Origin of the sequence: Bombilactobacillus apium (assembly GCF_013385145.1) — a bacterium.
Lineage (GTDB): Bacteria > Bacillota > Bacilli > Lactobacillales > Lactobacillaceae > Bombilactobacillus > Bombilactobacillus apium.
The window spans coordinates 232,753-244,961 of sequence record NZ_JABZEC010000001.1 but is presented as its reverse complement, the minus strand read 5'-3'; the positions used below and the strand labels follow the sequence as shown (position 1 = coordinate 244,961).

General features: G+C 39.6%; 10 protein-coding genes and 1 other RNA gene. 9 read left to right on the top strand and 2 right to left on the bottom strand.

Annotated features, from left to right (window positions below; genetic code table 11):
* The 5 genes from HU830_RS01175 (at position 1) to HU830_RS01155 (ending at position 6,413) form a co-directional block, all read left to right on the top strand.
* Positions 1–2,787 carry a helicase C-terminal domain-containing protein gene (locus HU830_RS01175; RefSeq protein ID WP_176941987.1) on the top strand — a complete coding sequence of 929 codons (2,787 nt, stop codon included), beginning with the start codon at positions 1–3 and terminating at the stop codon, positions 2,785–2,787.
* Positions 2,788–2,815: 28 nt separating this feature from the next.
* Complete coding sequence (locus HU830_RS01170; protein WP_176941986.1) at positions 2,816–3,289, top strand: hypothetical protein; 474 nt, start codon at positions 2,816–2,818, stop codon at positions 3,287–3,289.
* 282 nt (positions 3,290–3,571) lie between these two features.
* The gene (gene asnS / locus HU830_RS01165) at positions 3,572–4,867 is read left to right on the top strand and encodes an asparagine--tRNA ligase (protein ID WP_176941985.1); all 1,296 of its coding nucleotides are present in this window, start codon (positions 3,572–3,574) and stop codon (positions 4,865–4,867) included.
* Between the two features lie 284 nt (positions 4,868–5,151).
* Positions 5,152–5,763 (top strand): DnaD domain-containing protein, encoded by a 612-nt coding sequence (locus HU830_RS01160; protein WP_176941984.1) that lies wholly within the window; start codon positions 5,152–5,154, stop codon positions 5,761–5,763.
* The gene (locus HU830_RS01155; RefSeq protein WP_176941983.1) at positions 5,763–6,413 is read left to right on the top strand and encodes an endonuclease III domain-containing protein; all 651 of its coding nucleotides are present in this window, start codon (positions 5,763–5,765) and stop codon (positions 6,411–6,413) included. Before HU830_RS01160 ends, HU830_RS01155 begins: the two co-directional genes overlap by 1 nt.
* A gap of 61 nt (positions 6,414–6,474) precedes the next feature.
* Here the strand turns inward: HU830_RS01155 and HU830_RS01150 are convergent, their stop codons facing one another.
* Positions 6,475–8,796 (bottom strand): transglycosylase domain-containing protein, encoded by a 2,322-nt coding sequence (locus HU830_RS01150; protein ID WP_176941982.1) that lies wholly within the window; start codon positions 8,794–8,796, stop codon positions 6,475–6,477.
* Positions 8,789–9,394 (bottom strand): Holliday junction resolvase RecU, encoded by a 606-nt coding sequence (gene recU / locus HU830_RS01145; protein WP_324196247.1) that lies wholly within the window; start codon positions 9,392–9,394, stop codon positions 8,789–8,791. Before recU ends, HU830_RS01150 begins: the two co-directional genes overlap by 8 nt.
* A 77-nt stretch (positions 9,395–9,471) precedes the next feature.
* Between recU and HU830_RS01140 the strand changes: the two genes are divergently transcribed.
* From HU830_RS01140 to HU830_RS01125, 4 genes are all read left to right on the top strand, one after another.
* The gene (locus HU830_RS01140) at positions 9,472–10,032 is read left to right on the top strand and encodes an SLOG family protein (RefSeq protein WP_176941980.1); all 561 of its coding nucleotides are present in this window, start codon (positions 9,472–9,474) and stop codon (positions 10,030–10,032) included.
* A 74-nt stretch (positions 10,033–10,106) separates the two neighbouring features.
* On the top strand, positions 10,107–10,532 hold the full coding sequence (gene gpsB / locus HU830_RS01135; RefSeq protein ID WP_228765675.1) for a cell division regulator GpsB: 426 nt from the start codon (positions 10,107–10,109) through the stop codon (positions 10,530–10,532).
* Positions 10,533–10,583: 51 nt separating this feature from the next.
* Positions 10,584–10,961, top strand: an RNA gene (gene rnpB / locus HU830_RS01130) — RNase P RNA component class B.
* A gap of 58 nt (positions 10,962–11,019) precedes the next feature.
* Entirely contained in the window at positions 11,020–12,159 is a 1,140-nt protein-coding gene (locus tag HU830_RS01125) for a THUMP domain-containing class I SAM-dependent RNA methyltransferase (protein ID WP_176941978.1), read from the top strand.
* The last annotated feature ends 50 nt before the right edge of the window (positions 12,160–12,209 follow it).

Below are 12,209 nucleotides of genomic sequence, written 5' to 3'. Positions count from 1 at the left end.
ATGAAGGATAAAAAATATATTGTGGTGGACCTAGAAACCACCGGTACAAAATGGCGCGAAGGTGATCGGATTATTCAATTTGCCGCGGTTTTAATCGATCAAGGACAAATCAGTGGTCAATATAATTTTTTAATTAATCCTCAGCAAGATCTCACTTCTCGGATTCAAGAATTAACGGGCATTACTCCCAAAATGTTATTAGATCAACCACTTTTTCCGGAGATTGCTGGACAAATTAAAAACTTACTCCAAGGACGGATTTTTGTAGCTCATAATGTAAATTTTGATTTACCTTTTTTACAGGCTGAGCTACAAGCGGCAGGGCAGGAGATAGAACCACTGGGAGCTGTGGATACTGTCGAATTAGCTCAGGTTTTATTGCCAGAAGCTCCCAGTTTCAAACTGACCGATTTAACTCGCTATTTAGATATTCAACATCTTAATCCCCATCAAGCTGATAGCGATGCTTTAGCAACCGCCCAGTTATTTTTGTATTTGCAAGAACAACTCAAATCTTTACCCCAACCGACTTTAGCTCTAATGGACCGTTTTGCTTCGGGATTAATCCGGCAAACGGGGGACTTAATTACGGATGCCGCTCAATCAGCTCCCAAAAAAGTTCTTCCAACTCACTTAGTGCTAGTTCACGGTTTGGTCTTGACCCGTCCGCGACGCCATACTCCAACAACTAGGATTAGCTCTTATCCTCAAACTGTCGCGGCCAAAAAGAAATTACTAGAACCCCTAGTTAATTATCGGCCCCAGCAAGCTCAATTGATGGATTTTATCCATCAATTACTAGAACAGCCAACAAATATTGGCCTGATTGATGCTCCAACAGGAATGGGTAAAACTCTAGGCTATTTGCTACCACTTTCTTACTATGTTGATCAAGGTCAAGCAGTGGTCATCGCAACTTCAACTCGACTTTTACAACAGCAATTAGTCCAAGAAGCTCTTCCTTTATTGGAACAAATTCGGCAACAAACTTACTTGACGACGGTGATCTCTAGCCCACAGCATTATTTAGACCTCGATAATTTTTATCATTGGCTCTTTTTAAAAACTAATCAACGAAGCACCGAATTAATGAAGCTGCGCTTACTAGTCTGGTTAACCCGCACCCAAACAGGGGATCTCGGTGAGCTCAATTTAACCCAGTATGATCAAGATTGGTGTCATTTAGTTTGTAGCAATGGGCAGCGAACTCAAGGAAAATTTTATAAATATGATTTTTGGCAACATCTCCAGCTTCAAGCCCAACAAAGTCAATTCTTAATTACTAATCATGCCTATCTCCAAAAACATTTAACCGATCCTCTTTGGCAAACGGCCGCTGTCGTTATCTTCGATGAAGCTAACCATCTGTTGGATCAAACCCTAGAGCCCCAAACTCAATTAAAATTAGGGACTTTAAAAAATACGCTCAAAAAAGTTAGCGATCTACTTTACCAGCAACGTCAGCCCTTACGCCAATTTTTACGGAATAATTCTCTAAAAGTCTGGCAAGCTAATGATTTAGCTAGTTTTGAGGCTGAAAGAAATACTTGGCAACAATATTTAGACCAATTGCAAGCTGATTTGAGCAGCAATTACTTCAAAAGCTTAATCCCGTTAAATCAGCGGCAACAACCTTTGAATCTGGCTCTCCGCCTAGAACAAATCACGCCTAAAACCCAGCAACGTTTGCAAAAATTAGCCCGAAGTTTACAAGCCGTGCTCTTAAAACTAAATCCCATCTTGACTATTTATCCGACGATTGCTGAAGGGGCTCCGATAGAAATGCAGCATCTGTTTTATCAGCTAAAATTAGACTATCAAGTTGCTTGGCAGCAAAACCAAAATTTAGAAGCCATTTTGGCCAGCTTATCCCCTTGGCAACAATCTCCCATGGGATTGATAATTAGCCAAACTAATTATCAAAATTGGGACACGATGCAAATCGCCACTCAAACTTTCGTTAATCAAGAACTCCTAGCCCAACTTCAGGAACCATTTTCTACTTGTTTTTTCCTGGGCGGAAGTCTTAGCTATCAGCAAAGCTTCGCTAATTTTCGCTTACAGCTGGGCTTATCTGATCAAGCCGCTAGTCAAGAGTTACAATTACAAAGAGACTATGCTTTAGATAACTGTTTACAAGTCTATCTTCCGACTGATCTATCTGCTCCCAATAAATTAACAACCGAAACTTATGTCCAAGATCTGGTGCAGGCCCTTAGCTTACTAGTCAGTACCGATCTTGGCCGAACTTTAATCTTATTTAATTCACTAACCACTCTCCAAGCCGTAGCCCAAAAATTACGAGCTACTCCTTTAAATGACCGTTATGAATTACTAGTTCAGGGTACCCATGGTTCCAATGCTCGTTTGAAAAAACGTTTTGCTCTAAATCGTCGGGCCATCTTATTAGCTTCTCAGAGTTTTGGTGAAGGCTTGAACTTAGCCCCGCAAGCCTTAAAGCTAGTTATTATTACCCGTTTACCTTTTGATGCACCAACTAATCCTTTAGTCCAATCTAAAGATAATTATTGGCGTCAGCAAGGAGAAAATCCTTTTTTGGTAGAAACTTTACCTACTGCAACCCGTCGACTTAAACAACAAGTCGGACGCCTAATTCGTTCCCCCCAAGATCGAGGAATTTTAATTATTCTTGATCCTCGTTTGCAAAATTCAGCCTATGGACCTCAAATAATTCAAGAGTTAAACTTACCTCCCGTTCAGCAGCAAACTTTGCTAGAATTAAGACGGTTAATTAAAAAACAGGGACAAGAAGATCCACATCCCTAATTAAACAACAAGAATGGTGATTTTTTAAATGAAGAGACGTTCAATTATTGGTGCGAGCTTGATTGTCTTCCTAGCAATTATTGTTGGGATTTACTTTGCCTTAACGAGCAGTCAAAGTTCAGCCCACAAACAGGCAGTTCAAATTGCGACTACGCAAGGACCACTTCAAAAAGCTCGCTTTTACTCCGAGTTTAATCGTGATAAAACTTATTTTTGTGTTGGTGGCTGGACTAAAAAACAACCTCAAAAATACCAATATGTTCTAATTGACGGGCAAAGTGGGAATCAAAGAATTATTTCTGGTGATGACGACGCGCCGCAGCAAGCTCGCCAAATCGTCAATGATCAACGCCACCCGGCAAAAATCAAACAGGTTGCTTTGGGTTACTATCGCCACCAACTGGTTTGGGAGGTTAGTTACTTTAATAAGAATCATACTCTAGGTTATTACCTAACTAATTTTAAAAACACCAAAATTATTCAAATTATTGATAATCTCTAAACTAAGGGCTGATCTTGCTGGTTTTTTAAACCATGAGGATCGCCTTTTTTAATTTCTGTAATCCAGACTTGGTCTCTTTTGAAAACAATGGTACAGTGATATGAGTTTGATTAAGATCATTTTCTAACCAATGATTCACTCGTATCAGGATCCGTTTGCTAAAATATCGCCGATAAAAATAAAAATCAGAAAATAAGCACTAGTTTCCAAGGCTTCCAGCATTTACGGGTTGAATAATTTACAGTAAAATGGTTTTAGTATTTAGATAGAGGAGGAGCTGTTATGCAGCAGATAAATATCATCGATGCTCCCAAGCACGTTGATGAAGAGGTTAAAATTGGAGTTTGGTTAACAGATAAACGATCTTCGGGAAAGATTGCTTTTCTTCAGTTACGTGATGGAACAGCCTTTTTCCAAGGAGTTGTCGTCAAGAATAATGTCGACGAAACTGTTTTTGAACAAGCCAAAAAACTCCACCAAGAAACCAGTTTCTACGTTACTGGAACCATTCATCAAGATGACCGATCTCACTTCGGTTATGAAATTGAAGTTTCAGATATCGAAATCGTCGGTCAAAGTGAAGATTTTCCCATCAGTCCTAAGGAACACGGAATTGAATTTTTACTAGATCATCGCCATCTTTGGTTACGTTCTCGGCGTCCTTATGCGATTATGCGAATTCGGGACCAAGTTATCCGTTCAACTTATGATTTCTTCCACCAAAAAGGCTTCATCAAAATGGATCCGCCTATTTTAACGGGGACCGCTCCGGAAGGAACAACCGAACTATTTGAAACGAATTACTTTGATACTCCAGCCTACTTATCTCAAAGTGGACAATTATATGAAGAAGCTGGCGCACTAGCTTATGACCGAGTTTATTCCTTTGGTCCTACTTTTCGGGCCGAAAAATCTAAGACTCGGCGGCACTTAACTGAATTTTGGATGATTGAACCAGAAATGGCGTTCATGCATCAAGAAGAAAGTCTAGCGATTCAGGAACAATACATTGCCTATCTAGTCCAAAAGGTCTTAGATAACTGCCAATATGAATTAAAACTCTTAGATCGTGATCCAGAAGTTTTGAAACCTTACACTCAGACTCCATATCCGCGAATTTCTTATGACGAAGCTATCAAGATGTGTCAAGAGGGGGGAATCGACATTCAATGGGGTGACGATTTTGGTGCTCCTGACGAGACTTATATTTCTGATCAATTTGATAAGCCAGTCTTTATTTTGAATTACCCCAAAACTATTAAACCTTTCTATATGAAGTCCCATCCAACTCGCGATGATGTCTATATTTGTGCTGACTTACTAGCTCCTGAAGGTTACGGTGAAATCATTGGGGGCTCCGAAAGAGAAGTCGATTACGACTATCTCAAGAAAAATATGGAAGCTCAAGGGCTCAATTTAGATGATTACGGTTGGTATCTTGACTTACGTAAATATGGCAGCGTTCCACATGCTGGATTCGGCCTCGGTTTAGAAAGAGTCTTAACTTGGATCTGTAAATTAGATCATTTACGAGAAACCATTCCTTTCCCACGGATGATTAATCGTTTGCGTCCTTAAACAATTCTTGTTTAGTTATAAAGGAATTTTGGAGAGCAAGTTGAGCCCCAATTTTCTCTTTGAGACAAGTTGGCGACTGTGATCAAGATACCTAGTTATTTATTAAATCCGAATGAATAAAGATGCTTTACAAGACAGTCAAGTCCATAATAAGCCGAATGAGAACAAAGACTCTCATTCGGCTTATTATTAGTTATCTTTCTTTGCTACTATCTCATGTCACACTTTCTTACTTGATTAACTAACTATCGGCCCGAGATCTTGTCGTGAAAGGAAGCTTAATTTTGTTAAATCAAACTACGATCTGGAATGCCGGAACAACTACCATTAACAATCTGATCCTTCAAAATTTACCTCGGTTGCAAATGACGAGTGATGAATTTCTTTTATATCTGAATCTAAGAATGTTTCAAGAATTAGGGGTTAGATTTCCAGCCACCGAACAGTTGGAACAAAATACAGGCTTTACAGCTGATCAAATTTATCAGTTGCTCCAAAGTTTAATTCAGAAAAAATTAATTCGCATTGAATCCCAAAACCAACAGGGACAAAAGTATCAAGATTGTTATGACTTATCACCAACTTTAAAACGGCTAATGGATCACGACCAAGCAAGTGATCCTAATCCGCTAAATAATGATTTACAAACTTTATTCCAAAAGATTGAAGTCGAGTTTGGCCGAACCTTATCACCTCTGGAACGGGAAACGATCCAAGCTTGGCTAGTTGAAGATCATTATCCCGTTGAATTAATTACCTTAGCCTTAAAAGAAGCTGTTTTGAATCAAGTTTATTCTCTTAAATATATGGATCGAATTTTGTTAAATTGGGAGAAACAACACATTCAGACCGCACAACAATTACAAAAATACCGCGAACGTACAGGAGGATACTAATGTTAACTGATCCCCAAATTGTTACTGCCATGCAGATGATTATGGACGAATTTCCCCAAGCTGGTCCCAGCTTAGATGCCCGAACAAATTTCCAATATATGATTTCTGTTGTCTTGAGTGCCCAAACAACCGATAAGGCAGTCAATAAGATTACCCCGAAACTTTTTCAAAAATATCCCAATCCAGAAGATTTGGCTCAAGCAACGGTACCTGAAGTTGAAGAGTTAATTAAATCAATTGGCCTCTATCACAATAAGGCGCGACACATTATCGCCTGTGCTCAAGAAGTTTTAGCTAATTTTGGCGGTGAAGTTCCTCATACTAAAAAGGAACTTACTACTTTAAGTGGTGTCGGGACAAAGACCGCCAACGTTGTCTTAGCTGACCGCTTCCAAGTTCCCGCTTTTGCGGTTGATACCCATGTAAGTCACATTTCTCAACGACTGCACTTTGTTGCTCCTAAATCCAGTGTCCAAGTCGTAGAAAAAAGAGTTACGCAAGCTCTAGATCCTAAAGACTGGATTCACGGTCACCATGCTTTAATTGAAATGGGTCGTAAATATAACTTTAACAACGAAGCTCAAATTAAAGATTTACCAGTTGTTCGCCAATGTGATCAATGGGAACAGGAAAATCAACTTTCAGATTAACAAAAATCCGCTTAGTCAAACTTAATTGACTCAGCGGATTTTTAATTTGTAACTGTTATCTTTAGTGAGTGGAATTATTGTTTGCAGCATCATTATCTGTGGTTGGTGGAGTAGGGGTTGAACTTTGACCATTTGAATTAGTTTCCGAATTGTTATTTTGATTTGAAGACTTATTATTATCTGTATTAGAGTTTTGTTCCTTAGAATCTTCTGCGGGCTTAGACTCATTATTTTTATTCTTGTCTTGGTCAGGAGTCGCTTTCGTAGAATTTTGATCTGAATCAGGTTTTTCACTAGGAGCTTGATTACCATCAGTACTATTCTGGTAACTTCTACTTGTTGCTGCAGAAGAGTCTGTCGTTCGATTATCGCGAGCCTTATTATTTTTGGGACTTGGTAAATGACTCGGTTGATAGCCTTGAACGTAAAGAACATCAGTTCCAGAAACCTGAACAACATCATCGGGCTTCGTGAAGTCTCGATTAGTCGTTTTAACTGCTAGGTCACTCATCAAACGTTGATAAATTTCTCCAGCTAGTTTTTGTTGCGTCTGACTCAATCCGTTTAAATTAGGTTGATCATAGCCGGTCCAGACCCCGATGGAGTAATTTGGAGTATAGCCAGCAAAAAGGGAATCTTTAGCCTGACCAGCTAAGATCGGATTGCGGGCCAATTCTTCACTACTATAATTTGTCGTGCCCGTTTTTCCAGCCTGATAAAGTCCTGAAATATAAGCTTGCGAACCCATTCCAGTTGTTTTAACGACATCCTTTAAGATATCGGTAATCAGATAGGCAGTTGAAGCACTCATGGCCCGTTGACCTTCAGGACTATATTGGTGAACAACCCCATCGGTAGTTTGAATTTTATCAACATATTGGGGCTGGTAATAGATTCCACCATTAGCGAAGGCAGCATAGGCACTGGCTAATTGAAGACTAGAAATATTGCTTCCGATCCCAGCAGATAGACCAGCATCACTGCCCACTTTAATTCCTAGCTTACCGACAAAAGTTTTCGCCCGATTGAAACCGACGGAACTTAAAGTTCGAATTGCTGGAACATTACGTGATTGGGCTAAGGCTTCGCGCATCGTCATCGTTCCCAGATAATTATTGTCCCAGTTTTGTAAGTCGACATCAGTTCCCGGATAACGATACGGACTATCGACAACCGTATGGTTTGTGGCCCAATGGAGATATTCAATCGCTGGTGCGTAGTCCATCAAAGGCTTCATCGTTGAACCATTACTGCGACTAGTTTGAACCGCTCGATTTAAGCCTAGTTGGACATCGCCTAATTTACGACCACCAATCATGGCTACTACCGCACCATTGTTTGGATTAACAACACTCACACCAGTTTGTAAGTTCTGATCTGGGAAAGCCAAACTGTCATCATTAACTAAGGTATAGAGTTGCTTTTGCGCGGTAATATCCATATTTACCGTAATCTTTAAATTATCCCGATAGGGATCAAAACCCTTCTTCTTAACATTCTGAATAACTTCTTTGATGTACGGATCGACAACCAGTTTATTTTCTCCTAAACCGGCGTTAGGGTGGTAGGTCCGTAAGCCAGATTGAATTGGTGTGGCCAAAGCTTCTTGGGCTTGAGTATCAGAAATCTTATGATTGCTCAACATTGCTTTTAAAACCAGATCCCGGCGATTTTTAGCAACGGACGGATTCTTATAGGGATCATAGTAACTAGGAGCCTGGGGCATCCCTGCTAAAAGAGCCATTTGCGGCAAGGTTAGCTGCTTTAAGTTTTTACCATAATAGTAACGAGCCGCCGTTTGAAAGCCATAAGTTCCATTGGCCAAATAAACTTTATTTAAATAATATTCAAGAATTTGATCCTTAGAATATTGACTTTCAACTTTCATCGACAACCAAGCTTCCTGTAATTTTCGTTTAAAAGTTTGGTCCGATTTCTTAGTCGAAAAGACGGAAAGTTTTACTAACTGCTGGGTTAAAGTGCTCCCCCCTTGAACTTCGCCATCATCATCACGGTTTCTTAAATTATTAACGGCGGCTTTAGCAATTCGTAAAGGATTAATTCCCAATTGTTCTTGATAAAAATGCCGGTCTTCAATCGAAATAACTGCATCTTGCATTTGCCGGGGAACTTGGTCAATAGTGACATAAGTTCGACTTTCAGTTCCTAAAGCCGTAATCAACTTGCCATTTGTATCATAAATAGTTGAAGAACCGCCACTGGTCAAATCTCGCTGAGAAATTTTAGGAGCACTGGAACCGTAATAAAATAAAATTCCAGCGATCAGGACGATCAGGGCAATTAATCCCCAGAATAAGCGCCAGAACCAACGCTTAAAAGGTGATTTAGAACGATGATACTTTTGTAAACGAGAGTTACTCATGCTTTTCTCCTATCAGATTAATTAACTGTTGACAGACCTCTAAATAAGGTAAAACTGGATTATACCCTGACTTGACTTCGTAGCCAAATTGTTCAATAAATTTTAAAGACATCGATTTCGTTCCACCTCGTTGAGCTTGCCGCCAAAAACCAATTAACTTCGAAGCAGGCAAAACAAAGTAACGTTGTAAAACTACGAATTTAATAATTACAAAACAAATTCCTGCTTGCTGTAAACAAGCAGCTAAATGTTCAATTTGATGCTCGTGAAAATTTCCCAGAGGAAAGGAAGATTTTCTCCGAGTTTCTTTGGCTTCAAAGTCAAGGTAATAACCTTGATAAACACCATTATAATCCGTGGTCGAGGCCTGCCGAAAATAGGCTTCTTTAATGACCGCTCGACTTCTTTTGGGATAATCAACTTTCACGATTTGAATCGGAGTTGGCTTCTTGTAGACAACTGCCAGCTGATGATTCCGGTAGTAAATATTACTTTCATTGATTTCTTGTTCCAAGGTCATGCCTCGATCTCCAAAGACCGTTGGTTGAGCTAAATCGGTTGAATTTGAGATGGAGACACTTCCTTGAGGATATTTGATGGACACGTTATAATCAACTCCTAGTTGATGCCCATTATATCATCTTTAACTCTAAGCATAGATAGAAGGATAGTTAAATGTCACTTTTAAAAAATTTATGGGTCACGGGGTATCGGGCTTACGAACTAGAAATTTTTCAAGATAATGATCCTAAACAAAAAATTATTATGAATTACTTAAGTCAAACTTTATTTGAATACTGTGACCAAGGTCTAGAATGGGTCTTAACTGGCGGCCAATCAGGAGTTGAGCAATATAGTGTCTCTGCCAGCCAAACAGCAGCTTTAGCTGATTACCAGTTACAAGTTGCCGTTATGTTACCTTTTACAAATTTTGCGCAACGCTGGTCGGAAAACAAACAGACTCAGTTTCAAAAAATTCTCCAGCAAGCTGATTATCATAATTATGTTAGCCAACAAGATTATCAAAATCCCAGTCAATTTCGACTTTACCAACAATTTATGCTCCAACATACCCAAGGAGCTCTCTTAATCTATGATCCGGAATATCCGGGCAAATCCCAATACGACTGGCAGGCAATCCAAAACTACCAACAAAAAGTTGATTATCAACTCCAATTAGTGACTATGGATGACCTTCAGGATTTTACTAGTAGTCAAACAGATTTTCCTGTTTAAAATTAGCTCTTAAGTAGGCTAAGTGACCCATTTTTTGCTATAATTGAAATCAGTAAGATGGGAGTGTCATGAACATGGAAGAAATAAAATTAGACCCAAAACAAATCGTAGAGAAAAATTTCAAGGTCTCTACCCGTGGCTACAACCGAAAAGAGGTTGATGCCTTTCTCGATCAAATTATTCAAGATTACGAAGCTTATGAAAAAAATATCGCTGAATTAACTGTCCAAACCCAAGATTTAACAAAGCAACTTCAACAAACACCCGCAACGAGTCCTGAACCTACAGCGACTCCCGATCCAGTTACGACCACGCCAATGATGTCTAACCATAGTGGTGACGTTGACGAAGCAGCCTTACCTGGAACCACAAATTATGATATTTTAAAACGATTGTCCAATTTGGAACGCCATGTTTTCGGTCAATCTAATCCCAAACAAACTATTAAGAATGACTATTATACTCAAGACGACACTAATCCACTTAACTCCGACCTTTAAAGCTAAAAGAACTAGCTTTTATAAATAATAAAGTGTATTATATTATCTGCAGGTTTTGAGTAATTGCGGTTTGCTTATGCAAATTGAGGAAAGTCCACGCCGGCATAAGCTGCAATGCTTATAGTGTTCGTGTTCAGCCCAAGAAGCTGGAGTACCTATTTCTTATAATTAGGTAACGGCAGTGAAAGTGCTAAGGCGCAAGCTAAGTATGAGTAACTTGAAAGTGCCACAGAAACGTAAACTTTTGGAAACAAAAGAGTGGAACGGGTAAACCCCTCGAGCAGGAAACCCAAACTTTGGTAGGGGAGCTTTGACAACGGGAAACAAACCAAAGTCAAAGACATTGGATCATTACGATTTAATGTAGATAGATGATTACTGAAAGTTAGTTGTGGTTAAGCTAACTGGAACAAAACGTGGCTTATAGAAATCTGTATAACCTCAGGGTGGATAATAATCCACCCTTTTTTAATACAAAGGAGAAAACATGAAATTAGTCGCGACAATGGCCAGCGGATTAGAAGCTGTGACAAAAAAAGAACTCAATCAACTCGGTTACCAGCAGTTACAGGTGGCCAATGGCAAAATTTATTTTACAGGCGATCAAAACGATATCGTCCGAACCAATCTTTGGCTCCGGAGCGCCGATCGGATAAAAATTGTGCTTCAAGAATTTCCAGCGCGGTCTTTTAGTGAACTTTTTGACCATGTTTATGCTTTCGACTGGGATCAGTGGTTACCACTAGATGCTGAATTTCCCGTCCAAGGACGTTCTGTCAAATCTCAGTTGCATCATGAACCAGATATCCAATCAATCACCAAGAAAGCCATCGTTAATAAATTAGCTGAAGTTTACCATCGCCACGGACGCTTACCAGAAACGGGCAACTTATATCCCTTAGAAGTTCGAATTGTCAAAGATCAAGTAGAATTAACGTTAGATACTACCGGAAGCTCCCTATTTAAACGAGGCTATCGGACAGAACATGGTCTAGCTCCCTTGAAAGAAAATATGGCGGCAGCCTTAATTCTGTTAACTCCCTGGCGAGCCAATGATCCTTTCTGTGATCCCATGACGGGTTCGGGAACGATTGCGATTGAAGCCGCTTTAATTGGACGGCGAATTGCTCCAGGACTTCACCGTCATTTTGCTTTTGAAAACTTCAATTGGTTTGATCCTCAACTTTTAAAGCACGCCCAAAAACAGGCCCAAGAAATGATTAAACCTAGTGGCGAACTAACTATCTTAGCCAGTGATATTGATGGTCAAATGATCGCTATGGCTCAAGCCAATGCTCAAGCGGCAGGAGTCTTCGAGGACATTACTTTCAAACAAGTAGCTGTTAAGGACTTACACTTGGACTTACCCAACGGAATTTTAATTGCCAATCCTCCTTATGGACAAAGAATGCAAGAGCTAGAGTTAGCTCGCCAGACATATCGCCAGTTGGGGCAATTATTTTCACCCCAAACTACTTGGAGTCAATACTATTTAACTAGTGATCTCCAATTTGAAAAATCTTTTGGCCGCCCAGCAACTAAAAAAAGAAAATTATACAACGGTTCTTTAAGGACAGATTACTTCCAATATTGGGGACATCCTAATTACCAACACCAGAGCAAATAAAACTCGTAAATATGATAAAATGTACATGTATCCGGTGGGAGAGGAGGGGG

Excerpts from the sequence above, each read along its gene's own strand:
- HU830_RS01175 (WP_176941987.1), top strand. The coding sequence starts at position 1 with ATGAAGGATAAAAAATATATTGTGGTGGACCTAGAAACCACCGGTACA.
- HU830_RS01170 (WP_176941986.1), top strand. The coding sequence starts at position 2,816 with ATGAAGAGACGTTCAATTATTGGTGCGAGCTTGATTGTCTTCCTAGCA.
- asnS (WP_176941985.1), top strand. The coding sequence starts at position 3,572 with ATGCAGCAGATAAATATCATCGATGCTCCCAAGCACGTTGATGAAGAG.
- HU830_RS01155 (WP_176941983.1), top strand. The coding sequence starts at position 5,763 with ATGTTAACTGATCCCCAAATTGTTACTGCCATGCAGATGATTATGGAC.
- HU830_RS01150 (WP_176941982.1), bottom strand. The coding sequence starts at position 8,796 with ATGAGTAACTCTCGTTTACAAAAGTATCATCGTTCTAAATCACCTTTT.
- HU830_RS01140 (WP_176941980.1), top strand. The coding sequence starts at position 9,472 with ATGTCACTTTTAAAAAATTTATGGGTCACGGGGTATCGGGCTTACGAA.
- gpsB (WP_228765675.1), top strand. The coding sequence starts at position 10,107 with ATGGAAGAAATAAAATTAGACCCAAAACAAATCGTAGAGAAAAATTTC.
- HU830_RS01125 (WP_176941978.1), top strand. The coding sequence starts at position 11,020 with ATGAAATTAGTCGCGACAATGGCCAGCGGATTAGAAGCTGTGACAAAA.